We start from the raw sequence: 21,779 nt of genomic DNA, 5'->3' as shown, positions 1-21,779 counted from the left end.
CCATGGGAAGGATTTCGGGCCGCCAGCGGGCTAAGGATAAGGATGTCGGGCCGTTGCCGGGCCGTGGAGATGGCCGGGCCGCTAGCGGCCCATGGCGGGAGTGATCCGCCCCTGCTGCTGGCCCGAGGGGCCGGGCTGGGCAGCGCTCCGGCTGGTCAGGCGCAGGCTGTCCTGCCGGGTGCCGTCGCCGCCGTAGATCGCGCCGGATTCGATGCGGCCACGGTAGGTGCCGTCCGCGCCGTAGATTCTGCCTGATTCGATGCGGCCACGATACGTGCCGTCGTTGCCGTAGAGCCTGTAGCCGTGCGCGGAGGCCGCACCGCCGACGATGGCGTCACCGCCCTGGGCGCAGGCCGCGCCCGCCAAGCCAAACACAAGACATGCCGCCAGAAAAGACCTCATGCAGCCTCCTTTTCCGACACGCCCCCCTCTAGCACGAAGCGAAACGCCGGGGAATAGGCAGCGCACCCTTATGGAAAGAGTGTGACAAAAGGTTCACACAAGCGCGCCCTTGACTATTATGGGCATATGCTCATAATTGGCGTTCAAGGAGCACACATGCCGCGCCCACGCTGCTGCCGCAGAATCACAGGGAGGTCCGCCTGCGCCGCCTTCGGCCCAGTGGAGGAAGCCGCCGCCACAGCGGACGGCCCCCTGCTCTCCCCGGACGAATTCGAGGCCATCCGCCTGGCCGACCACGAAGGGCTCTACCAGGAGGAGGCCGCCGCAAGGATGGGCGTCTCCCGCCAGACCTTCGGGCGCATCGTGGCGTCCGGCCGGTCCAAGGTGGCGGAGGCATTGGTGCGCGGCCTGACCCTGCGCATAGCCGGGCCCGCGCCCGAGTCGGGCTGCCGGGCGGCGCGCTGCCCTCGCTGCGCCATGAGCAAGGCTCAGGGCTGTTGCGCCAAGCGGCGGGAGGACGGGCAACTGTGACAGCCACACAAACGTTGCAACGGAGGCAACCCATGAACATCGTCGCGATCCCCACCCGTGGGGGCATGGTGGACGAACATTTCGGCCACTGCGAATCCTTCACCATCATCACCCTGGACGACACCGGGGCCATCACCGCCGAGGAGCGCTTCACCCCGCCCCCGCAGTGCGGCTGCAAGTCGAACCTGGTGGGCACCCTCTCGTCCATGGGCGTCAAGCAGCTCATCGCGGGGAACATGGGCGAGGGCGCGGTGATGAAGCTGCGCCAGAGCGGCATCGCCGTGGTGCGCGGCGCCAGCGGCCCCGTGCGCGAGGCCGTTGCGGCCTGGGTTGACGGCAAGCTCAAGGACCGCCAGGAGCTGTGCATGGCCCACGGCCACGAGTGCCACAACCACTAGCCTTCGGGGAGAACCCCATGCCCTCGGATTTCGACGCCAAAGCCGCCACCTGGGACGAAGACCCGCGCAAGGCCGCCGTGGCCGCCGCCATCGCCACAGCCATGATCCGGGCCCTGCCGCTGGATCGTTCCATGAGCCTGCTGGACTACGGCGCGGGCACCGGGCTGGTCAGCCTGGCCCTGGCCCCGCACGTGGGCAGCGTGACGGCGGCCGACGAATCCGAGGGCATGCTCTCGGTGCTGCGCGCCAAGATCGCGGCCACGGGCGCGGCCAATGTGCGCCCCGTGCGCTGGAGCGTTGACCAGCCCACGGACGCCCTGCCCGCCTTCGACGTGATCACCGGCTCCATGGTGCTGCACCACGTGGCCGACGTACCGGCGGCGGCCAAGGCCTTCCACGCCCTGCTCAAGCCCGGCGGGCGCATCGCCTTCGCGGATTTGGACTCCGACGGCGGGGAGTTCCACGGCTCGGCCATGCACGCCCATCACCCCGGGTTCGAGCGCGCGGCCCTGAAGGCCGTGTTCGAGCAGGCCGGGTTCACTTCCATCGCCTTTCAGGAAGCCCACCGCCTGGCCAAGAAGACCGACAGCGGCGCGGAGCGGACCTTCACCATATTCCTGATGACCGGCGAGCGCGCCTAGCCGCCGAAACGCTTGACTTCACCCGCGCGTCCCGTCCAACCTGGACGGGCGCGCGGGCGTCTAAAGCCGCAGGCCGTCCGGCCGATAAGCCCGTGCGAAACGCCACGCCGCCAAACGGGTTCAACGCATGCGCATCTGCCTGATAAACGGCCAGTTGGGGCCAAGCCTGAGGGACCTCGGGCACGAGGTGCTGGAGGTGCTGCCCGCGCCCGGGGTGACGGACGTCCGCACGGCCCTGGAGCCGTCCGGCTTCCGCCCCGACCTCCTGGTGCAGACCGAGGTGCTGGGGGCACGGGTGATCCTGGCGGGGCTTGAGCACCTGGACTGCATCAAGGTCTTCTGGTCCATCGACTCCCACCTCAACGCCTTCTGGCACGCCCACTACGGCAGGCTCTTCGACGCCGTGGCCACCACGCAGCCCGCCTGGGTCCACCGGCTGGGCGCTCTTGGCCTGCCCCAGGTGTTCCCCCTGCCCTGGTTCGGCAGCATCGCGCCGTTCAAGCCGTTCGCCGCGCGCGGGCACGACGTTTCCTTCTGCGGGCGCATCGGCCCAAGCCGCCCCCTGCGCCGCCAGTTCGCCGATTTCCTGCACGAACGCTTTGCGGCCCGCCTGGAGGAGAACCTGCCCTACGAGCAGATGCTCGCCCTGTTCGGGGACACGCGCATCGTGCCCAACGAGTCCATCGCCGGCGAGATCAACTTCAGGCTCTTCGAGGCCGCGTCCCACGGCAGCGTGGTGCTCAACCCGCGCTGCGAGGGGCTGGAGACCCTGTTCGAGCCCGGGCGCGAGGTGGAGACCTACTCCAACGTGTTGGAGCTCGACGACAGGCTGCGCCACTGGCTGGCCCGCCCGGCTGAGATGGAGCGCATGGGCCTTCAGGCCCGGGAGCGCGTGCTGGCCTGCCACCTGCCTGTCCATCGCGCCCGGGAGCTCATGCGCCGCGTGGAGGACCTTAAGCGCACAGCCGCCCAGGGGAGCACGGCCGCGCTGATGTTCCACCTGACCCTGCTCGACCTGCTGGAGGCCGAACGCCTGGAGCTGTCCGCCCAGGCCGTGGCCTCCGGGCTCCTCGCCCTGCAGGACATGCCCGAGGCGGCGGTGGGGCTCATGCGCCTGCATTATTATTTCGGAGACAGGGCCGGGCTCTCGAGCCTGCTGGAGGGAATTCTGGCCGGGGAGCGCTTCGCCGGTAATCAGGAGGTGGAGGCCTCGGCCTCGCTGGCCGCACTGGCCCTGGGCAAGTGGGACATGGCCCGGCTGTTCTGGCACCGCCACCGCCGCGCCACGGGGCAGCCCCCGGCCCTTCTGGAGGATCCGGCCGGGCTGGCGCGCTCCTGGGCGGCCGCCTGGGCCCGCACCGGCCGCGAGATCCGCCTGGGCATGGTCTACGACAGCTCGCGCCACGCGCCCCAGTCCGCGTTCGAGGCCCTGATGCTCGCCCACACCCTCGCCCCCAAGGACCTGGCCCTGGTGCGCGCCGTGGATTCGATCCTGGGCGGCTACTCCGGGGTGGAGGAGACGCGCCTGGCCCTGCTCTCGGAGCTTTCCCTGCACGACAGGCACAACTGGCGCCTTGGCCTGCGCCTGGGCCTGGTCAACCTGCGCGCCTTCCGGCTTCGGGAAGGGCTGGAGGAGCTTCAACTGGCCCACGGATGCGCCGCCGCCTCGGGGGCCGAGGCCCGCTTCCTGGCTGCGCTCGAACGGGAGGACCCCACCGGGGCTGTCAGGGCGGCGCTGGGCGTCCCGCCCGGGGCCGCCGGGCTCAGCGGTTGAGGCTCAGGCTGTCCAGCCGGGACATCTCGGCGAGCCTGCCGAGATATTTATAGAAGAACTTCACGTCGTTGCCGTTCACGTTGCCCTGGCGGTCATAGTCCAGTCCGCTGCGCATGGACACGCCCGAGCTGTGCTTGTGCACGCAGGTAACAGTGCCGCAGTAGGCCACGGAATAGCCCTTGAGGCAGAATTGCAGGTCGTGGTCCGTGTCGTCCACCTGGGAGGGCGAATAGCGGATGTCGAACCAGGGGACCTCCTTCAGGGCGGAAACGCGCATCATGTGCTGGCAACCCATCACCACCCGCGTGGGGCGCACCACGTCGTACAGGCCGACATCGAAGACAACGCCTGGCGTGGGGATGCTCACGCGCACCATCTGCGAATTGGCCACGGACACATACCGGTAGAGGTACTGGATCATTCTGTGCTCGCCGGGGAACACCACCTTGCAGCCCACGTTGGCCACGCTGGGGTCCGCCTCGGCCACGGTCAGGAAATGGGCCAGCCAGTCGGGCTGAAGCTCCACATCGTCATCCAGGAAGGCCACATAGTCCGACTCCCAGGTGGCGGGCTGGCTGATGAGCCAGTTCCTGGCCGCCGGAGCGCCGATATTCACGGGCAGGGTGATGACCTCCACCTCGTTGTTGGGGAAGAGTTCAGTCGCCCTGGCGGCCGACGCGGCGCTGTCGTCCGTGCAGCCGTTGAGCAGTATCTTGATCTTCGCGGCCCCGATGTCGCATGCGGCCAGGCTTTCCAGGGTCTCCGCCAGGGAGCGGGCCTTGTTGTAGCAGTACAGATAGATGCAGACTTGTTTCTCGCTCACCAGCCGGTGCGACGGGCGGAAGGGCTCGCGCAGCTCGCGTAGGCGCAGCTCCACCGGGTATTGCAGGGGGTCCAGGGCCAGGGAGCGCTCGTACAGGCCCAGGCAGCGCCCGGTGTCCCCGGCCCTGCGGAAGAGTTCCGCCGCCAGGTTCAGGGTCACGGGGTCCTCTCGGTCAACGTAGGCCTCGTCCCAGAAGCGCATGGCCTGCTCCGTCGCCCCCAACCCGGCGTAATGCTGGAACAGGCGCACGTTCCATAGGGGCTGTATGGCCTTGGGGCACTTGAAGCCCCCCAGCCAACCGTCGGGGTGGTGTCCCTGGCAGAAGTCCAGGTTCAGGAGCAGGTCCGCGAGCAGCACGTTCATCGGACCCTGCGAGAGCAGCTTGACGGCGATGTCGCGTATCTCGTCGGCCTGGAGCCTGTAATTCGCGCTCCGCAATTCCTCCAGGGATTGCGGATCGGAATTGGTGGCCCTGCAGATTTCCAGCGCGATCTGGGCCTGGCGCACCCCAAGCGAGGCCTGGGCTGCCAGCACGCCCTCGTCCAGCGGGGTCAAGCAGGAGCACCACTTGTGGGCGTGCCCCGCCAGGCTCTGCGGAAACTCGGCCCCCCGGGCCGCCGGATCGGCCAGTACGCGGTTGTAGAAGGCCGCTGCCATCTCATTGCTGTTCTGAAAGTTGTTGATGAAATTCAGATAGTAATTGCAGGCGCCCTCCGCATCCAGCGAGGCGAGTTCGCGGTCCGTGCGGTTGGCCTTGGTTCTGTTCGTCCCGGACATGAGCCTGACTCCTCCTGCATGGGCCTGAATCTGGATGGCGGCCCGCTCACCGTGCACATTGCCCCCGCTCAAAGCAAGTATCGGGCCATTAGCTGCCGGCACATTTGACATTGTTCGCGCCGCGCGGCTAGTGTCCGGCATGAAGCGCCTGCTCTGGCTGGGCAACCCCCTCTTCGGCAGCATCGTCAACCGCCTGCCCGAACCGCGCGAATTCGAGACCACGGTAGTCACGTTCCACAAGCCGCGCATCCTCGCCTGGGAGGACGTCACCGCCCTGGCCGGGTTCCAGCCGGACGTGCTCGTCTTCGGGGACAACAGCTCCCCGCCCGCGCTGCTGGGGCTGGAATCCTACCCGTGCCTGACCGTGTTCGCCTGCGTGGATTCGCACGTGCACTCCTGGTATCCGCTTTACGCCCAGGCCTTCGACCTCTGCACGGTGAACCTGCGCGACCACCTGCCCCAATTCCTCGGCCCCCGGCTGGACGCCTCCCGGGTGCTCTGGTCTCCGCCCTTCGCCTGGGACGAGGACGAATTCATACCCGCCGAAAAGACCCTGGACATGATCTTCGTGGGCAAGGACGACCCCCTGCTCACGCCCGGGCGCAGCGCCGTGCTGGCCGAACTGCGGCGGCGATTCCCCGGTTTTTGCTGCGCCACCGGCAACTACCGCGCCATGTTCCCCACGGCCAGGCTGGTGTTCAACTACTCCGACCACGGGGATATGAACTTCCGCATCTTCGAGGCCCTGGCCTGCCGCAGTTGCCTGCTCACGCCGCGCATCGGGCACGGCCTGGTGGATATGTTCACCCACGGCGAGGAGCTCTTCCTCTACGATCCCGGCGACTTCGAGGGCCTGTGCGCCCTGGCGGAGCGCCTGCTGGCCGACGCCCCCCTGCGCGAGCGCGTGGCCGCCGCCGGCCAGGCCAAGGTGGACGCCCTGCACCGCGCCCGCAACCGCGCCGCGGCCTTCGCGGCCTGGCTGGCGGGCCAGCCCGCCCCGGAGCTGCTCGAACGCCGCAGAAGGGAGGCCAGGGCCATCCACGCCCAGGTGCTCAAACCGCTCTACCTGCATTGGAGCCAGGCCCTGGCCGACACCCCGCTGGCCCAGGTCTACCTCGATGCGGCCCGCAAGGGGCCACGCTAGGACGCGGCCGCAGGGGCCCTTGCCCGATACAGACCCGAGCGGCCAGTACGGCATTCGGCCGATCTTTGCATCCGCGCCTTCCCGGAGGCTGTCAGAATCTCGCTCGGCCCGGCATTTGCACGGCATCGGCCAAACAGCGCCCGACACCGGCGGCGTTGGAATTTTGACGACCATAAAGCCGCACGCACAGGAACATGCCCATGTCCGAGACCACAGCAATGGAACGTCTGACGAGCGTTGTAGCCAACTTGCCCAAGGAGCCGGGCAACGTCGTCTTCGTGGGCCGGGCCAAGGGCCTGTTCATCGACAACGTCAAATACGCCTTCCTGCACGCCCACAGGCACGCCCCGCACCTGAGCAGCACCTTCATGACACTCAACCGCCCCGAAGCCCGCGAGTTGCAAGGACACGGCCTGCCCGCCTTCTGCTTCGAGGACCCGGACGGCCCCTCCCGCCTGGCCAAGGCCTCCATCGTGGTCTCCGACGACTTCTGGTGGAAGACGCGGACTCCCGCCGGGGCCATCGCCCACGGGGCTTTCCTGGTGCAGCTCTGGCACGGCATCCCGCTCAAGGCCATCGGCTTCCCCGAGATCGAGTCCTCCGTGAACATGAACCCGGACAAGGCCCGGGAGCTCACGGAGGCCTACTCCGGGTACAACGCGGTGCTCTCCACTTCCCCCTTCTTCACGCGCACGGCCTTCGCCCGCGCCTTCCGGGCCGATGCCTTCTGGGAGCTGGGCTACCCCCGCAACGACGCCCTGCTGCGCGCCCCGGACAAGCTGGACATGATAAACGTGGACGCGGCCCTGTACAGCGAACTCAAGCGCGCCAAGAAAAACGGCGCGCGCGTGGCCTTCTACATGCCCACCTTCCGCGACGTGGGCGGCAACGCCGTCAGCGACGGCGCGCTGGACCTGCGCAAGCTCTCCGCCTTCGCCCAGGAGCGCAACATCATCCTGGTGTGCAAGTTCCACCCCTACGAGGACATCAAGGCCGGCAGCAACGTGCCCAGCCTGCGCTTCTGCGACTCCAAGTCCGACCCCTACCCGCTGCTGCGCCTGGCGGACCTGCTGATTACGGATTACTCCTCCATATATTTCGACTTCCTGCTCACGGGCAAGCCGCTGCTGTTCTTCCCCTACGACCTGGAGAACTACGTCGCGCGAAACCGCGAGCTGCTCTACAATTACGAGGCCTTCACCCCCGGCCCCAAGGTGCGCGACACCCCCTCGCTGCTGGCGGCCATGGAGGCCCTGCTCTCCGGGCAGGACGCCCACGCCGCCGAGCGCGCCAAGCTGGCGGAAGTGGCCTTCAGCCACCGCGACGCCGAGGCCGGGGCCAGGCTGTGCGAGGCGCTGACGGATCTTTCCCGCGAACTCGCGGGGAAGGACGTGAAAGCATGAAGGAGTTGGGGGCCTCCGGCGGCCAAAGGGCTGCGCCCTTTGGAATCCCCCATTATCGCAGAGTGCTTCCGTTTCTCCAGCCGTTCTCCTTGAACCGGAGCGGCGGCGTGGAACCAATTTTCCAACCATAAACTCGCGAGGCAACTATGAAAGCGGTCATTCTCGCAGCGGGCGTCGGCAGCAGGCTGGGCAGGCCCTTCCCCAAGGCGCTCTCCGAGCTGCCCACGGGCGAAACCATCATGGGCAGGCAGATCCGCATCCTGCGCGAGCAGGGCCTGCGGGAGATCATCGTGGTGGTGGGCTTCAAGATGGCCATCCTCATGGAATACTTCCCCAGCGTCCTCTTCAAGTACAACCCCGAGTTCTACCTGACCAACACCTCCAAGAGCCTGCTCTGCGCGCTCGAGCACATCGAGCGCGAGGACACCCTCTGGCTGAACGGCGACGTGGTCTTCGACGAGCAGATCATCGCCGACATCATGGCCCGGGGCGGCAACGTGGTGGCCGTGGACCGCAAGAAGTGCGGCGACGAGGAAGTGAAGTACCGCACCGACGAGCGCGGGCGCATCGTGGAGATCTCCAAGACCGTGGCCGAGCCCCTGGGCGAGGCCGTGGGCATCAACACCATCGGCGCGCACCACCTGGAGGCCTTCCGCCAAGCCCTGCGCGAGTGCGGCGACAAGGACTACTTCGAGCGCGGCATGGAGCTGGTGATCGAGCGCGGCGTGACCTTCGTGCCCATGGACGTCTCCGACTACCGCTGCATCGAGGTGGACTTCGACGAGGACCTCAAAAACGCACGCAGCATGTTCGCCCCCAAGGGCTGAGGACAAAGCCCGGCGCGGCCCGACCCAGAATTGGCGTGCGCTGGCATGTTATTTGTATCACATGAATTCGATACCGTTTGTCCAGTAAACAGGCACGGGCCAGGGGCACACAGGGAGCGCCGCAGGCCCGCCAAGGGAAAAGCACCGAGGTCACTTTGAAAACCGTCGCCTTCATACCCACCTACGACTACTTTTCCCACAAGCTGTTCGTGGACATGGCCCGCCAATGGACCGACGTGGCCTGTCATTATCTGGTCATCCGGGATACGAGCATCCACACCTCCTGGGACTATCCCCCCGGCGAATACCCAAGCGCTTCGCTCTATACAGCGAACACCGTCTACAGGGGCATGGACGACACCGAGGCCCTCTTTGTCGAGCTGGACCGCTACCTGGCCACCGTGCGCCCCGAAATCCTCATTTCGCCCTCCGACGCCCTGGACGTGCACATCATCGCCGCGGCAGCGGCCAAGAAATACGGCATCAAGCTGCTCACGGTGCAGCCCGCCTTCCTGAACCTGCACGAGGGCTTCCCAGGGGAGCGCCCCAAGATCTACGGTGCCGAGTCCTGCGACGTGCTGGCGGTCTGGAGCGAGTTCTGGGCCGACATCTGCCGCCGCAACGGCTCCAAGGCCGAAATGCGCGTTGTGGGCTGCTACGATTTCGACCGCATGCAGGCGGTCATGGAGCGCAGGCAGGAGCTCGCCGCCAAGCTCCGCGAGCGGGCCGGCATGGGCCAGGAAGCCCCGGTGGTCTCCATCTTCCTGCCCCACGACGAGGAGACCGGGCTCAGGTTCGCGCAGCTCATCCAGAAGACCGTGCGGAACAACCCCGGCACCGTCTTCGCGGTGAAGCCGCACCCGCGCCACAAGTCCTGGGACATGGCCGGGCTGCTGCGCCACCCCAACGCCAAGCTCTCCCTGCCGGGCGAGTCCGACGAGGAAATGCTGGCCGCCTCGGACGCCACCATCTCCGTGATGTCCTACACCTCGCTCAAGGCCATGATGGTCGGGCTGCCCGCGCTCATCCTGCGCGACCCGCCCATCGACCACCCCTTTTTCGACTTAAGCCCCGCCGTCATGCTGGGCTGGGGCGACGACTTCGACCAGGCCCTGACCCGCGCCCTTGCCCCCGGTTTCAAGGCCATGGGCCAGAAGCGCCTGCAACGCTATCTGACCGCCATGATCGGCCACACCGAGCCGGGCTATCTGAAGCGCCTCAAGGCCGTGGCCGAGGAATTCACCGGCGGGGCCGCCTGACACTCCTCACGAAACGAAAGCACACAGGAATCACATACATGGCGCACAAAATAATCCTCATCGGCGCGGGCCAGTTGGGCAGCAGGCATCTGCAAGGCCTGGCGCGCTCCGCCCGCGCGCTGGACATAGACGTGGTGGACCCCTCCCCCGAATCCCTGGACGTGGCCCGTTCGCGCTTCCAGGAGGTGGCCGCCTCCAGCGCCTCCAAGGCGAATTTCCTGCCGGATATCCCCGCCGGGAAGGACTACGAGGCCGCCGTGATCGCCACCTCCTCCGGGCCGCGCGCGGCCGTCGCGAGCGAGCTGCTCGCCCGCTGCGGCGTGGGGGCCGTCGTATTCGAGAAGGTGCTCTTCACCCGCATCGAGGACTACGCCTCCGTGGGCGAGCTGCTGGCCTCCAGGCAAATCCCGGCCTGGGTCAACTGCCCGCGCCGCATGTACCCGCTCTACAAGGAGCTGAGGCCCATACTGGGCGGGCCGGTGCGCGTGGCGCAGCAAGGCGGCATGTGGGGCCTGGGCTGCAACGCCGTGCATTTCGCGGACCTGGCAGCCTACCTCTCCGGCGAGACCCGCTTCACCTGGGACGCCTCCGGGCTGGATTGCCGGATCCACGAAAGCTCCCGCAAGGGCTACATCGAATTCTCCGGCACGCTCACGGCCCAAAGCGCCGGGGGCACCGAGGTCGCGCTGCACGCGCGGGCGGGCTCCTCCGCGCCGCCGGTGCTGAACATCCTGGGCGAGCGCGCCTCGGCCGTCATCGACGAGATTTACGCCAGCGGCACGGTCCGCCGGGCGGAGAACGGCTGGAAGCCCGAAGCCCTGGAGGTGCGCCTGCCCTACCAGAGCGAGCTCTCCCACCTGTTCCTGGAACTGATCCTGGCCGAGGGCCGCTGCGAGCTGCCGGACTACGAGGCCTCGGCCTTGCTGCACACCGGCATGCTGGACGCCCTGCTGGGCCACCTGCGCAAATGCGGCCGCTCCACCCTGAGCTGCCCCATCACCTGATCGAGAAGGAAACCACCATGTCCATATGGCTTATCGGTTCGGGCCTCATGGCCCAGGACTACATGAAGGCCCTCAAGGCCCTGGAGGCCCCCACCACGGTGGTGGGGCGCGGCGCGGCCTCGGCCAAGGCCTTCGAGGAGGCCACGGGCGTGCCCGTGGTCCAGGGCGGGCTGGATGCCCATATCGCCTCGGGCGCCAAGCTGCCGGACGCCGCCGTGGTGAGCGTGGGAGTGGAGCAGCTTGCCCCCACGGCCAAGGCCCTGCTGCGCGCGGGCGTGCGCAAGATTCTGCTGGAAAAGCCCGGCGGAGTGGACTCCGCCCAGGTGCGCGAGGTGGCGGCCCTGGCCGCGAGCCTGCGGGCCGACGTGGTGCTGGGCTACAACCGGCGCTTCTACGCCCCGGTGCTGGCCGCGCGCAGGATGATCGCGGAGGACGGCGGCCCCACCTCTTTCATGTTCGAGTTCACCGAGTGGAGCCACGTGATCGCAACCCTCAAGAAGCCCGCCGAGGTGATGGCCAACTGGTTCCTGGCCAACTCCTCCCACGTGGTGGACACGGCCTTTTTCCTGGGCGGCGCGCCCGAGAAGATCGCCTGCTTCACCTCCGGCACGCTGGACTGGCACCCGGACTGCGCCGTGTTCGCAGGCGCGGGCCTGGCCAAGGGCGGCGCGCCCTTCTCCTACCACGCCAACTGGGCGGCTCCCGGCCGCTGGGGCGTGGAGGTGCTCACGGCCAAACGGCGCTACATCTTCCGTCCCATGGAGCAGCTCCACGTGCAGGAGATCGGCTCCGTGGCCGTGAACCGCGTGGAGATCGACGACGCCCTGGACACCGAATTCAAGCCCGGCCTCTACCTGGAGGTCCGCAATTTTCTGGAAGGCCGCCTGGAGGATTTCTGCACCATCGAGGAGCAGGCCAGGCGCATGAACGTGTACGACACCATGTGCGGTCGCGCCGCCAACTGACGCGACGCTTACGCCACACCCCGCGTGAGGGAGGATATTTCCATGAAAGCGCTCGTCATCGGACTGGGGTCCATGGGCAAACGCCGCATCCGCTGCCTCAAGGCCCTCGACTTCGCCCCGGCGGACATCGCCGGCTTCGACACCCGCCAGGACCGCCGCGAGGAGGCCGCCTCCCTGCACGGCGTCGCCACCTACGACGACTTCGACAAGGCCGTGGCCGCCCACAAGCCCGACGCCCTCATCATCTCCGTGCCGCCCGACGCGCACCACATCTACATGAAGAAGGCCGCCGCCTTGCGCCTGCCCTTCTTCGTGGAGGCCAGCGTGGTGGACACCGACATGGAGGAGGTCATCGCCCTGTGCAACCAGGCGGGCATCGTGGCCGCGCCGTCCTCCACGCTGTACTTCCACCCCGCCATCCAGACCGTGGCCGCCATCATCCGCGAGGGGAAGCTCGGAAAGATCTCCAACATCCTCTACCACTCCGGCCAGTACCTGCCGGACTGGCACACCTACGAGCACGTGCGAGAGTACTACGTCTCCAACCCGGCCACGGGCGGCGGGCGCGAGATCGTGCCCTTCGAGCTGACCTGGTTGGTTGACGTGCTGGGCTTCCCCAAGCGCGTGGCGGGCATGTTCCGCAAGACCATCGAGATCGAGGGGGCCGAGGGCATCGACGACACCTACAACGCCCTGCTGGACTACGGCGACTTCATGCTGAACCTCTGCGTGGACGTTGTCTCCCGCGCGGCCACCAGGCGCATGGTCATCAACGGCGAGGCCAAGCAGCTCCGCTGGGACTGGGACGAGAACGCCATCAAGATCTTCGACCCCGCCGCCAACGCCTGGGAGACCATCCCCTACAGCATGGGCAAGGCCCAGGAAGGCTACAACGCCAACATCGGCGAGAACATGTACATCGACGAGGTGGCCTGCTTCCTCAAGGCCGTGCGCGGCGAAGGCTCCTTCGTGAACACCATGGAGCGCGACCACCAGGTGCTCAAGACCCTCTTCGCCATCGAACAGGCCGACCGGGAATCCCGCTTCGTGCCCATCGACTTCGCGGGCTGAGCCATGAATACCGGCACCATCGGCATTCTGGTCACTGCCAGGCTGGGCTCCACCCGGCTCAAGCGCAAGCACCTGCTGGAGGCCGGGGGCCGCCCCTTCCTGCACTGGCTGCTCTGGCGCATCCAGGGGGAGTTCGCCTCCGAGCTGGCCACGGGCCGGGCCGTAGTGGTCATCGCCACCACGCCGGAGCCCGACAACGAGGCCCTCAAGGCCTTCGAGGCCCAGGGCGTCACGGTGTTCGCGGGCAGCAAGGGCAACATCCCCCTGCGCCACCTGCAGGCGGCCCAGGCCCTGAAGCTCTCGGCGATAGTCTCCGTGGACGGCGACGACGTGCTCTGCGCGCCCGAGGCCATGCGCGCCGTGTACGACGGCCTGGCCCAGGGCGCGCCCGGCGTGAAGACCGAGGGCCTGCCCTTCGGCATGAACGCCTGGGGCTACGCGGCCGGCATGCTGGCCGACAGCCTGGAGGGCCACCACGGCGAGCAGCTTGAGACCGGCTGGGGCCGCATCTTCGACTTCGACCGCTTCGAGACCGTCACCTTCACCGTGCCCGGCAACAGCGACGCCGTGCGCCTCACCCTGGACTACGCCGAGGACGCCGACCTCTTCCGCGCCGTGATCGAGGGCATGGGGCCGTGCGTGGCCAAGGCCACCGCCGCCGAGATCGTGGGGCACATGCTCGCGGGCGGCCTCACCCGCCTCAACGCCACGCGCGTGGAGGAATACTGGGCCAACTTCAACAGCGAACGCGAACAGGAAAGCGCGAGCTCCGCCGAGAAGGCATAAAGCCATGAACACAGGACAGAAACTCTGGCAGGAAGCCAAGCAGATCATCCCCGGGGGCAACCAGCTGCTCTCCAAGCGCGCGGAGCGCTTCCTCCCCGGGCTGTGGCCCGCCTACTACGACCGGGCCAAGGGCTGCGAAGTCTGGGACCTGGACGGCAACCACTACTACGACTTCGCCCAGATGGGCGTGGGCGCCTGCGTGCTGGGCTACGCCGACGACGACGTGAACGCCGCCGTGATCGAGGCCGTGAACAAGGGCAGCATGTGCACCCTGAACGCCCCGGAGGAGGTGGCCCTGGCCAAGCGGCTCATCGGGCTGCACCCCTGGGCCGAGCAGGCGCGCTTCGCCCGCACCGGGGGCGAGGCCTGCGCCGTGGCCGTGCGCATCGGGCGCGCCGCCACGGGCAAGGGCCGCGTGGCCTTCTGCGGCTACCACGGCTGGCACGACTGGTACCTGGCCGCCAACATCGGCGACGAGAGCAACCTGGACGGCCAGCTGCTGCCCGGCCTCTCCCCCACGGGCCTGTTCCGGGGCCTCAAGGAGAGCAACCTCCCCTTCAACTACAACCGCCTGGACGAGCTGGAAGCCCTGACCAAGCGCCACGACGACATCGGCGTCATCATCATGGAGCCCCAGCGCGGCAACGCCCCGGCCCCCGGCTTCCTGGAGGGCGTGCGGGCCATCGCCGACCGCATCGGCGCGGTGCTGATCTTCGACGAAGTGACGTCGGGTTTCCGCGTGAACATGGGCGGCATCCACCTGACCTACGGCGTGGAGCCGGACATCGCCGTGTTCGGCAAGGCCCTGGGCAACGGCTACCCCATCGCGGCCATCATCGGCAGGCGCAAGGCCATGGACGCGGCGCAGTCCAGCTTCATCAGCTCCACCATGTGGACGGAGCGCGTGGGCTACACCGCCGCCCTGGCCACCCTGGAGAAGATGGAGAGGCTGAACGTGCCCGCGCGGCTGACGGAGCTGGGGCTCAGGCTCAATGCGGGCTGGGAGCGCATCGCCGCCGAGACCGGCGTGGGCGTGCACATCGACGGCATCCCGCCGCTGACGCACATCGGGTTCACCTGCCCGGAGGCTCCGGCGGCGCAGACCTTCTACACCCAGCAGATGCTTGAGAAGGGCTATCTGCTGGGCGCGGCGGTCTACATGACCAACGCCTACGACGAGGCCATCATCGACCGCTTCGTGGCCGACTCGGCCATCGTGTTCGCGGAGCTGCGCGCCGCCCAGCAGGACGGCAGCCTGGAGAAGCGCCTCAAGGGCGGGGTGATCCAGGCCGGGTTCAAGCGGCTGACCTAGGTTTTCTATTGCCCCGGGGGCCGCACGCGCCCCCCGGGGCATATATTGGGATTCCAAAGGGCGCAGCCCGTTGGCCGCCGGAGGCTTCCCGTTGGCTGTAGTCTCCGGGCCGGGCCTCCGCAGCGCCGGGATGACTTATTTCGCCGTACCGGAACCGCAGATGCTTCCGTTGGTTGTAGGCTCCGCCCTGGGCCTGCTCCGGGCCGGGCAAGCCGATATATTTGAAGAATATCGTCATGCCCGGCCCGGAGCAGGCCCAGAGCGGAGCCAGCGCGGTTCACGGCGGCAGGTCGGCTGAACAAGAACGCTAAGTCGCCCCACGTGATGGCCTGACCTGCTGTGGCTCATAGCGGCGGGGCGGCTGGACAAGAACGCGAGCCCGTCCCGCGTGATGCTCGGCTGAACAAGAATCCGAAACCGGTGGGTGGGGTTGCAAACCGCTCCGAAAGAGCCTTCGGCCCATGATACGTAAAATTTCCGCCGGACGGCGTGAGACGAAGCAAGGATTCAATATGATGCTCAAGGACAAGACCGTGGTGGTGCTGGGCGGCGCGGGCCTTCTGGGCCGCAGGATCGTCGCGGCCGTGCTGGGCGAAGGCGGCAACGCGGCCATCGCCGACTTCGACCTGGCCCGGGCCGAGGCTGTCGCAGCTGAGTTTCCAGCGGACAAAATTTCCTGCCATCAGGTGGACATGACCAGCGCCACCTCCCTGGACGAGGCCGTCGCCCAGGTCACAGGCCTGCGCGGGCGCATCGACGCCCTGGTCTGCACAGCCTACCCCCGCAACAAGAACTACGGCCGCAAGCTGGAGGACGTCACCTACGCCGACTTCAGCGAGAACGTCTCCCTGCACCTGGGGGGCTACTTCCTGGCGGCGCAGCGCTTCAGCCTGGCCTTCAAGGCCCAGGGCGGGGGCAACGTGGTGTTCCTCTCCTCGATTTACGGGGTGATGGCCCCGCGCTTCGAAATCTACGACGGCACGCCCATGACCATGCCCGTGGAATACGCGGCCATCAAGGCGGCGCTCCAGCATCTGGCGAAATACTTCGCCAAGTATTTCAGGGGCAACGGTATCCGCTACAACTGCCTGAGCCCCGGCGGCATCCTGGACGCCCAACCCGAGGCATTCCTGGCGGCCTACAACCGCCACGGCATGAGCAAGGGCATGCTCGACCCCGATGACATCATGGGCACTATCGTATACCTGCTGTCCGATGCCTCGGCCTACGTGAACGGGCAGAACATCGTGGTGGACGACGGCTGGACCCTTTAGCGCGGGAATCACCCTCAACGGTCTTCATGGCGCACGCATCCCCCTGGGGCGAACTCCGGGGACGCGGGGGCGGCCACAAAACGGGCGGGACGCGTATGCAGCTTGCTGGCAAGAAAATCCTGGTCACCGGGGCCGACGGCTTCATCGGCTCGCACCTCACCGAGCGCCTGGTGCGCATGGGCTGCGACGTGCGGGCCTTCGTGCTCTACAACTCCTTCAACTCCTGGGGCTGGCTGGACTCCTCGCCCGCCGAGATCCGCAGGAGCCTGGACGTGTTCGCGGGCGACATCCGCGACCCCAACGGCGTGCGCACCGCCATGCGCGGCTGCGACGTGGTGCTGCACCTGGCCGCGCTCATCGCCATCCCCTACTCCTACCATTCGCCCGACACCTACGTGGACACCAACGTGAAGGGCACGCTCAACGTGGTCCAGGCCGCGCGGGACCTGGGCGTCGCCCGCGTGGTGCACACCTCAACCAGCGAGGTCTACGGCACGGCCCGCTTCGTGCCCATCACCGAGGAGCATCCCCTCCAGGGCCAGTCGCCCTATTCGGCCTCCAAGATCGGGGCGGACCAGATCGCCCTGTCGTTTTATTCCTCCTTCGAGACCCCGGTGAGCGTGATCCGGCCCTTCAACACCTACGGCCCGCGCCAGTCGGCCAGGGCGGTGATCCCCACCGTCATCACCCAGATCGCGGGCGGCAGCCGATCCATCAAGCTCGGCGCGCTGCACCCCACCAGGGACTTCAACTTCGTGGCCGACACCGTGGGCGGGTTCGTGGCCGTGGCCCAGGCGGACGCGGCCGTGGGCGAGGTGGTCAACGTGGGCTCCAATTTCGAGGTCTCCATCGGGGACACCGTGCGCCTGATCGCCGAGGTCATGGGCGCGGACGTGGAGGTGCTCTGCGACCAGGAGCGCCTGCGCCCGGCCAAGAGCGAGGTGGAGCGCCTCTGGGCGGACAACGCCAAGGCCCTGCGCGTGGCGGGTTGGCAGCCGGAATACGGCGGGCTGGAGGGCTTCCGGCGCGGCCTGGCCGAGACCGCGGCCTGGTTCACCGACCCGGAGAACCTGCGGCTCTACAAGGCGGACAGGTACAATATTTAGGGGATGAGATGGGTGAAAGGGATGCCTCCGGCGGCCAAAGGGAGTTCCTCCCTTTGGAATCCCATTCCGCTTCGCGCCCACAGCCGGATATTTCAGCACAAGCGTTCATGAAGGCCGGGCCATGCCCCCGCCGTGAACCTTGCCGGGTTCCGCTCCTGCCTTCGCCGCGCCGGGAGCGGGGATATTCTTCAAATATATCCACGTCCCCGGCGCGGCGAAGGCAGGGGCGGAAGCCTCAAACACAAAAGGTTTCGCACAGAATACACCATGGACTCCTTCGAGCAGATCGTCCGCATCGTCCGGGCCGCGCACCGCGCCCCGGAGGGCTTCGTCCCCCTGCACGCCCCGGTTTTCGGGGGCAACGAGGGGGCCTACGTGCAGCAAACTATCGACTCCACCTTCGTCTCCTCCGTGGGGGCCTTCGTGGACCGCTTCGAGGCCATGCTGCGCGACATCACCGGCGCGGCCTGCGCCGTGGCCACGGTCAACGGCACGGCGGCCCTGCACGCGGCCCTACGCCTGGCGGGCGTGGAGCCGGGCGACCTCGTGCTCACCCAGACGCTCAGTTTCGCGGCCACCTGCAACGCCGTCGCCTACTGCGGGGCCTCCCCGGCCTTCGCGGACGTGGACGCCGACACCCTGGGGCTCTCCCCCGACGCCCTGCGGGATTTTCTGGAAACCAACTGCGAACGCGCGGGCGGCCAGGTGCGCGAGAAAGCAAGCGGGCGGCGCGTGGCGGCCTGCGTGCCCATGCACACCTTCGGCCACCCCTGCCGCATCGAGGCCATCGCGGAAATCTGCGCCGCCTGGGGAATCCCCCTGGTGGAGGACGCCGCCGAGTCCCTGGGCTCGGCCTCGGGCGGGCGGCATACCGGCACCTTCGGGCTCATGGGCACGCTCAGCTTCAACGGCAACAAGATCGTCACCTGCGGGGGCGGCGGGGCCATCCTGACCAATGACGAGGCCCTGGGCCGCCGCGCCAAGCACGTCACCACCACGGCCAAGGTGCCGCACCGCTGGCTCTACCGCCACGACGAGCTGGGCTTCAACTACCGCCTGCCCAACCTGAACGCCGCCCTGGGCTGCGCCCAACTGGAGCGCCTGCCCGGCTTCCTGGCGGACAAACGCGCCCTGGCTAGCGAATACGCTGAGGCCTTCAAAGGCCTGCCCCTGGCCTTCGTGGACGCCCGTGAGGGCACCACGCCCAACTTCTGGCTCAACGCCCTCTTCCTGGAGGACCGTGACCAGCGCGACGCATTCCTGGAGTTCTCCAACGATTCAGGCGTGATGACGCGCCCCGTCTGGGAGCCGCTGCACACCCTGCCCATGTACGCCCAGGCCCCGCGCGGCCCCCTGGACATTTCCCTGGACATCGCGGACAGGCTGGTGAACATTCCCAGCAGTTTCCGCAACATAACACCTTGAACGGACCAGCCATGACCCCGGACCCGGAAGCCATCCTGCTCGTAGGCGGCGGCGGCCATTGCCGCTCCGTCATCGACGTGCTGGAGGCGGCGGGCTGGCGCATCCGAGGCGTGGTGGACAGGCCCGGCTGCGGCTTTTCCGACGTCCTGGGCCATCCGCTGCTCGGAACGGACGAGGATCTGCCCCGGCTGGTTCGCGAGTGCCCCAACGCCCTCTTGACCATCGGCCAGGTCGCCAGCCCCGAGCCCCGCAGATGGCTGGCGGAACGCTTGAAGGAACTGGGTTTCACCCTTCCGGCCGTGGTCTCGCCCCTGGCCAGGGTCTCGCCCCACGCCAGCCTGGGCGAAGGCACGGTGGTGCACCATTTCGCGGTGGTCAACGCCGGAGCCACGGTGGGCGCGCACTGCATCGTGAACACCAGGGCGCTCATAGAGCACGACGCCCATGTGGGCGACTTCTGCCACATCTCCACCGGTGCGGTGCTCAACGGCGGCACGCGCGTGGGCGAGGGCTGCTTCATCGGCAGCGGCGCGGTCTGCCGCGACAACATTTCCATCGGCGCGGGCTGCTTCGTGGGCATGGGCGAGAAGGTGCTCGCCCCGCTTTCGCCCGGAACCCGCCTCACGCCCACAACCTGCCGGGGGCCGTCATGAACACGCCTGCCAGCCCTGCCCGCCGCGTGCTGGTCATCGCCGAGGCCGGGGTCAACCACAACGGGGACATAGCCCGCGCCCTGGACATGGTGGACGCCGCCGCCGAGGCCGGGGCGGACGTCATCAAGTTCCAGACCTTCAAGGCCGAGCGCCTGGCCGCGGCGTCCGCGCCCAAGGCCGCCTACCAGAAGGAGCGCACCGGCTCCGGCGAATCCCAGCTGGAGATGCTCAAAAAGCTGGAGCTGGACGTGGCCGCCCACGAGACCCTGATCGAGCGCTGCACCCTGCGCGGGGTGGCCTTCCTCTCCTCCCCGTTCGACCTGGAGAGCGTGGACCTGCTGCGCCGCCTGGGCTCGCCAATCTTCAAGGTGCCCTCGGGCGAGATCACCAACCTGCCCTATCTGCGGGCCGTCGCGGACGCCGGGCTGCCGGTGCTGCTCTCCACGGGCATGGCGGACCTGGGCGACGTCGAGGCCGCCCTGGCCGTGTTTGAAGCCCGGGGCGTGGAGCTCTCGCGCATCACCGTGCTGCACTGCACCACCCAGTACCCCACCCCCATGGACGAGGTGAACCTGCGGGCCATGAACACCATCGCCAGCGCCTTCCCCGGGGTCAACGTGGGCTACTCCGACCATACGAAAGGCATCGAGGTGCCCATCGCGGCCGTGGCCCTGGGCGCCACGGTGATCGAGAAGCACTTCACCCTGGACAGGTTCCTGCCCGGCCCGGACCACGCCGCCAGCCTGGAGCCGCAGGAGCTTGCGTCCATGGTGTGCGCCATCCGCAACATCGAGCGAGCGATGGGCGACGGGCGCAAGCGCCCCACCGCCTCGGAGCTGCCCAACCGCGCCGTGGCCCGCAAGAGCATCGTGGCAGCCAGGGCCATCCTCGCGGGCGAGGCCTTCACGGAGGAGAACCTGACCGCCAAGCGCCCCGGCACGGGCCTCTCCCCCATGCGCTGGGACGAGGTCATCGGGCGCGCGGCCTCCAGGGACTACCGACCCGACGAACAGATCGAGCTGCCGTGAACGCCGCCAAGCACACCGTCTGCGTCTTCACCGGCACCAGGGCCGACTACGGCTTGCTGAAACCGCTGCTGGAGGCCCTGCGCGCCGACCCGGACTGCGCCCTGCGCCTGCTGGTCAGCGGCAGCCATCTTTCCCCGGCGCACGGCATGACCGTCTCCGAGATACGAGCCGACGGCTTCGAGCCGGACGAATGCGTGGAGATGCTCGGGGAGGCCGACAGCCCCGAGGCCGTGTGCGCGGGCATGGGCTTGGCCCTGGCGGGCTACGGCCCGGCGCTCGGCCGCCTGGCCCCTGACCTGCTGGTGGTGCTGGGCGACCGCTACGAGGCGCTCTGCGCCGCGGCCGCCGCCGTGGTCATGGGCGTGCCCGTGGCGCACATCGCCGGGGGCGAGCTGACCTACGGGGCCACGGACGACGCCTTCCGCCACGCCATCACCAAACTCTCCCGCCTGCACTTCGTCAGCGCCGAGCCCTACCGGCGGAGGGTGATCCAGATGGGCGAGCACCCGGACACGGTGTTCACCACGGGCGACCCCGGCCTGGACGGCCTGCGCCCCGAGAGCCTGCTCACCCGCGCCGAGGTGGCCAAGACCCTGGACATCGGGGAGAATCAGCCCTTCCTGCTGGTCACCTTCCACCCCGTCACGCAGGAGGGGCACAGCTCCGCCGCGCAGTGCGAGGCCCTGCTGGACGCCCTGGAGGCTTTGCCGGAGCTGGCCCCTGATCTGGCTGTGGTCTTCACCGGGGTCAACGCCGACGCCCACGGCCGCGAGCACGCCCGACTCATCGCGGAGCGCGTGGCCGCGCACCCGGCCAACTGGCGGCATTTCGCCTCGCTGGGGCGTCTGCGCTACCTCTCGGCCATGCGCTGCTGCCTGGCCGTGGCGGGCAACTCCTCCAGCGGGCTGCTGGAGTCGCCCTCCATGGGCGTGCCCGCCGTGGACATCGGCAACCGGCAGCTCGGGCGCATCCGGCCGGAGAACGTGATCCACTGCGAACCGGAGCGCACCCAGATCGAGAGCGCCCTGCGCCGGGCCACGAGCCCCGAGATGCGCGAATTGGCCCGGAACGTGCAAAACCCCTATCACCGCGAGGGCGGCGTGGCCCTGATGCTGGCCGCCATGAAGGCCTGGCTCGCAGCCCCGCGCGGATTCAAGACCTTTCACGACCTGTGAG

At 68.1% G+C, this 21,779-nt stretch carries 21 protein-coding genes; 19 read left to right on the top strand and 2 right to left on the bottom strand.

The window, feature by feature from the left end:
- Positions 1-81: 81 nt before the first annotated feature.
- Positions 82-402 carry a hypothetical protein gene (locus MLE27_RS04165; protein ID WP_243310627.1) on the bottom strand — a complete coding sequence of 107 codons (321 nt, stop codon included), beginning with the start codon at positions 400-402 and terminating at the stop codon, positions 82-84.
- A 156-nt stretch (positions 403-558) separates the two neighbouring features.
- Here MLE27_RS04165 and MLE27_RS04160 point away from each other — a divergent pair, with 156 nt between their 5' ends.
- The 4 genes from MLE27_RS04160 (at position 559) to MLE27_RS04145 (ending at position 3,746) form a co-directional block, all read left to right on the top strand.
- Positions 559-933, top strand: coding sequence for a DUF134 domain-containing protein (locus MLE27_RS04160; RefSeq protein WP_243310626.1), 375 nt, complete (start codon positions 559-561; stop codon positions 931-933).
- 32 nt (positions 934-965) lie between these two features.
- Positions 966-1,331, top strand: a complete 366-nt coding sequence (locus MLE27_RS04155) for a NifB/NifX family molybdenum-iron cluster-binding protein (RefSeq protein ID WP_243310625.1) — start codon at positions 966-968, stop codon at positions 1,329-1,331.
- Positions 1,332-1,348: 17 nt separating this feature from the next.
- Positions 1,349-1,972, top strand: a complete 624-nt coding sequence (locus tag MLE27_RS04150; protein ID WP_243310624.1) for a class I SAM-dependent methyltransferase — start codon at positions 1,349-1,351, stop codon at positions 1,970-1,972.
- Positions 1,973-2,099: 127 nt separating this feature from the next.
- A complete protein-coding gene (locus MLE27_RS04145; RefSeq protein ID WP_243310623.1) occupies positions 2,100-3,746 on the top strand; it encodes a CgeB family protein in 1,647 nt (548 codons plus the stop codon).
- Here MLE27_RS04145 and MLE27_RS04140 read toward each other — a convergent pair.
- Positions 3,736-5,346: a glycosyltransferase gene (locus tag MLE27_RS04140; protein ID WP_243310622.1), complete on the bottom strand. Its 1,611-nt coding sequence runs from the start codon at positions 5,344-5,346 to the stop codon at positions 3,736-3,738. The genes MLE27_RS04145 and MLE27_RS04140 overlap by 11 nt on opposite strands.
- A gap of 139 nt (positions 5,347-5,485) precedes the next feature.
- On the opposite strand from MLE27_RS04140, the gene MLE27_RS04135 reads away from it, so the two are divergent.
- From MLE27_RS04135 to neuC, 15 genes are all read left to right on the top strand, one after another.
- Positions 5,486-6,490 carry a glycosyltransferase family protein gene (locus tag MLE27_RS04135; RefSeq protein WP_243310621.1) on the top strand — a complete coding sequence of 335 codons (1,005 nt, stop codon included), beginning with the start codon at positions 5,486-5,488 and terminating at the stop codon, positions 6,488-6,490.
- Positions 6,491-6,708: 218 nt separating this feature from the next.
- Entirely contained in the window at positions 6,709-7,893 is a 1,185-nt protein-coding gene (locus MLE27_RS04130) for a CDP-glycerol glycerophosphotransferase family protein (RefSeq protein WP_243310620.1), read from the top strand.
- A 146-nt stretch (positions 7,894-8,039) separates the two neighbouring features.
- A complete protein-coding gene (locus MLE27_RS04125) occupies positions 8,040-8,720 on the top strand; it encodes a phosphocholine cytidylyltransferase family protein (RefSeq protein ID WP_243310619.1) in 681 nt (226 codons plus the stop codon).
- Positions 8,721-8,875: 155 nt separating this feature from the next.
- Entirely contained in the window at positions 8,876-9,979 is a 1,104-nt protein-coding gene (locus MLE27_RS04120; RefSeq protein WP_243310618.1) for a hypothetical protein, read from the top strand.
- A gap of 38 nt (positions 9,980-10,017) precedes the next feature.
- The gene (locus tag MLE27_RS04115) at positions 10,018-10,983 is read left to right on the top strand and encodes a Gfo/Idh/MocA family oxidoreductase (RefSeq protein WP_243310617.1); all 966 of its coding nucleotides are present in this window, start codon (positions 10,018-10,020) and stop codon (positions 10,981-10,983) included.
- A 17-nt stretch (positions 10,984-11,000) separates the two neighbouring features.
- Positions 11,001-11,948, top strand: a complete 948-nt coding sequence (locus MLE27_RS04110) for a Gfo/Idh/MocA family oxidoreductase (protein ID WP_243310616.1) — start codon at positions 11,001-11,003, stop codon at positions 11,946-11,948.
- A 42-nt stretch (positions 11,949-11,990) separates the two neighbouring features.
- Entirely contained in the window at positions 11,991-13,019 is a 1,029-nt protein-coding gene (locus MLE27_RS04105) for a Gfo/Idh/MocA family protein (protein WP_243310615.1), read from the top strand.
- 3 nt (positions 13,020-13,022) lie between these two features.
- Complete coding sequence (locus tag MLE27_RS04100; protein ID WP_243310614.1) at positions 13,023-13,805, top strand: cytidylyltransferase domain-containing protein; 783 nt, start codon at positions 13,023-13,025, stop codon at positions 13,803-13,805.
- A 4-nt stretch (positions 13,806-13,809) separates the two neighbouring features.
- Positions 13,810-15,117, top strand: coding sequence for an aminotransferase class III-fold pyridoxal phosphate-dependent enzyme (locus tag MLE27_RS04095; protein WP_243310613.1), 1,308 nt, complete (start codon positions 13,810-13,812; stop codon positions 15,115-15,117).
- Between the two features lie 512 nt (positions 15,118-15,629).
- Positions 15,630-16,391, top strand: coding sequence for an oxidoreductase (locus tag MLE27_RS04090; protein WP_243310612.1), 762 nt, complete (start codon positions 15,630-15,632; stop codon positions 16,389-16,391).
- A gap of 95 nt (positions 16,392-16,486) precedes the next feature.
- Positions 16,487-17,497 carry an NAD-dependent 4,6-dehydratase LegB gene (locus tag MLE27_RS04085; RefSeq protein WP_243310611.1) on the top strand — a complete coding sequence of 337 codons (1,011 nt, stop codon included), beginning with the start codon at positions 16,487-16,489 and terminating at the stop codon, positions 17,495-17,497.
- 267 nt (positions 17,498-17,764) lie between these two features.
- Positions 17,765-18,922 carry a LegC family aminotransferase gene (locus MLE27_RS04080; RefSeq protein WP_243310610.1) on the top strand — a complete coding sequence of 386 codons (1,158 nt, stop codon included), beginning with the start codon at positions 17,765-17,767 and terminating at the stop codon, positions 18,920-18,922.
- An 11-nt stretch (positions 18,923-18,933) separates the two neighbouring features.
- Positions 18,934-19,575: an acetyltransferase gene (locus MLE27_RS04075; protein WP_243310609.1), complete on the top strand. Its 642-nt coding sequence runs from the start codon at positions 18,934-18,936 to the stop codon at positions 19,573-19,575.
- Positions 19,572-20,603 (top strand): N-acetylneuraminate synthase, encoded by a 1,032-nt coding sequence (neuB, locus tag MLE27_RS04070; protein ID WP_243310608.1) that lies wholly within the window; start codon positions 19,572-19,574, stop codon positions 20,601-20,603. The genes MLE27_RS04075 and neuB overlap by 4 nt, the downstream gene beginning before the upstream one ends.
- Positions 20,600-21,778 carry a UDP-N-acetylglucosamine 2-epimerase gene (neuC, locus tag MLE27_RS04065; RefSeq protein WP_243310607.1) on the top strand — a complete coding sequence of 393 codons (1,179 nt, stop codon included), beginning with the start codon at positions 20,600-20,602 and terminating at the stop codon, positions 21,776-21,778. Before neuB ends, neuC begins: the two co-directional genes overlap by 4 nt.
- The last annotated feature ends 1 nt before the right edge of the window (position 21,779 follow it).

Origin of the sequence: Fundidesulfovibrio agrisoli (genome assembly GCF_022808715.1) — a bacterium.
GTDB classification, from domain to species: Bacteria; Desulfobacterota; Desulfovibrionia; order Desulfovibrionales; family Desulfovibrionaceae; genus Fundidesulfovibrio; species Fundidesulfovibrio agrisoli.
The sequence above is the reverse complement of the archived record's forward strand: the minus strand, read 5'-3'. Positions and strand labels throughout refer to the sequence as shown.

Bases quoted from the DNA above. Each gene is read 5' to 3' on its own strand.
- MLE27_RS04105 (WP_243310615.1), top strand. From the start codon at position 11,991: ATGAAAGCGCTCGTCATCGGACTGGGGTCCATGGGCAAACGCCGCATC.
- MLE27_RS04085 (WP_243310611.1), top strand. From the start codon at position 16,487: ATGCAGCTTGCTGGCAAGAAAATCCTGGTCACCGGGGCCGACGGCTTC.
- MLE27_RS04095 (WP_243310613.1), top strand. From the start codon at position 13,810: ATGAACACAGGACAGAAACTCTGGCAGGAAGCCAAGCAGATCATCCCC.
- MLE27_RS04140 (WP_243310622.1), bottom strand. From the start codon at position 5,346: ATGTCCGGGACGAACAGAACCAAGGCCAACCGCACGGACCGCGAACTC.
- MLE27_RS04075 (WP_243310609.1), top strand. From the start codon at position 18,934: ATGACCCCGGACCCGGAAGCCATCCTGCTCGTAGGCGGCGGCGGCCAT.
- MLE27_RS04130 (WP_243310620.1), top strand. From the start codon at position 6,709: ATGGAACGTCTGACGAGCGTTGTAGCCAACTTGCCCAAGGAGCCGGGC.
- MLE27_RS04160 (WP_243310626.1), top strand. From the start codon at position 559: ATGCCGCGCCCACGCTGCTGCCGCAGAATCACAGGGAGGTCCGCCTGC.
- MLE27_RS04155 (WP_243310625.1), top strand. From the start codon at position 966: ATGAACATCGTCGCGATCCCCACCCGTGGGGGCATGGTGGACGAACAT.
- MLE27_RS04080 (WP_243310610.1), top strand. From the start codon at position 17,765: ATGGACTCCTTCGAGCAGATCGTCCGCATCGTCCGGGCCGCGCACCGC.
- MLE27_RS04100 (WP_243310614.1), top strand. From the start codon at position 13,023: ATGAATACCGGCACCATCGGCATTCTGGTCACTGCCAGGCTGGGCTCC.
- MLE27_RS04090 (WP_243310612.1), top strand. From the start codon at position 15,630: ATGATGCTCAAGGACAAGACCGTGGTGGTGCTGGGCGGCGCGGGCCTT.
- MLE27_RS04150 (WP_243310624.1), top strand. From the start codon at position 1,349: ATGCCCTCGGATTTCGACGCCAAAGCCGCCACCTGGGACGAAGACCCG.
- MLE27_RS04145 (WP_243310623.1), top strand. From the start codon at position 2,100: ATGCGCATCTGCCTGATAAACGGCCAGTTGGGGCCAAGCCTGAGGGAC.
- MLE27_RS04135 (WP_243310621.1), top strand. From the start codon at position 5,486: ATGAAGCGCCTGCTCTGGCTGGGCAACCCCCTCTTCGGCAGCATCGTC.
- neuB (WP_243310608.1), top strand. From the start codon at position 19,572: ATGAACACGCCTGCCAGCCCTGCCCGCCGCGTGCTGGTCATCGCCGAG.
- MLE27_RS04110 (WP_243310616.1), top strand. From the start codon at position 11,001: ATGTCCATATGGCTTATCGGTTCGGGCCTCATGGCCCAGGACTACATG.
- MLE27_RS04125 (WP_243310619.1), top strand. From the start codon at position 8,040: ATGAAAGCGGTCATTCTCGCAGCGGGCGTCGGCAGCAGGCTGGGCAGG.
- MLE27_RS04165 (WP_243310627.1), bottom strand. From the start codon at position 402: ATGAGGTCTTTTCTGGCGGCATGTCTTGTGTTTGGCTTGGCGGGCGCG.
- MLE27_RS04115 (WP_243310617.1), top strand. From the start codon at position 10,018: ATGGCGCACAAAATAATCCTCATCGGCGCGGGCCAGTTGGGCAGCAGG.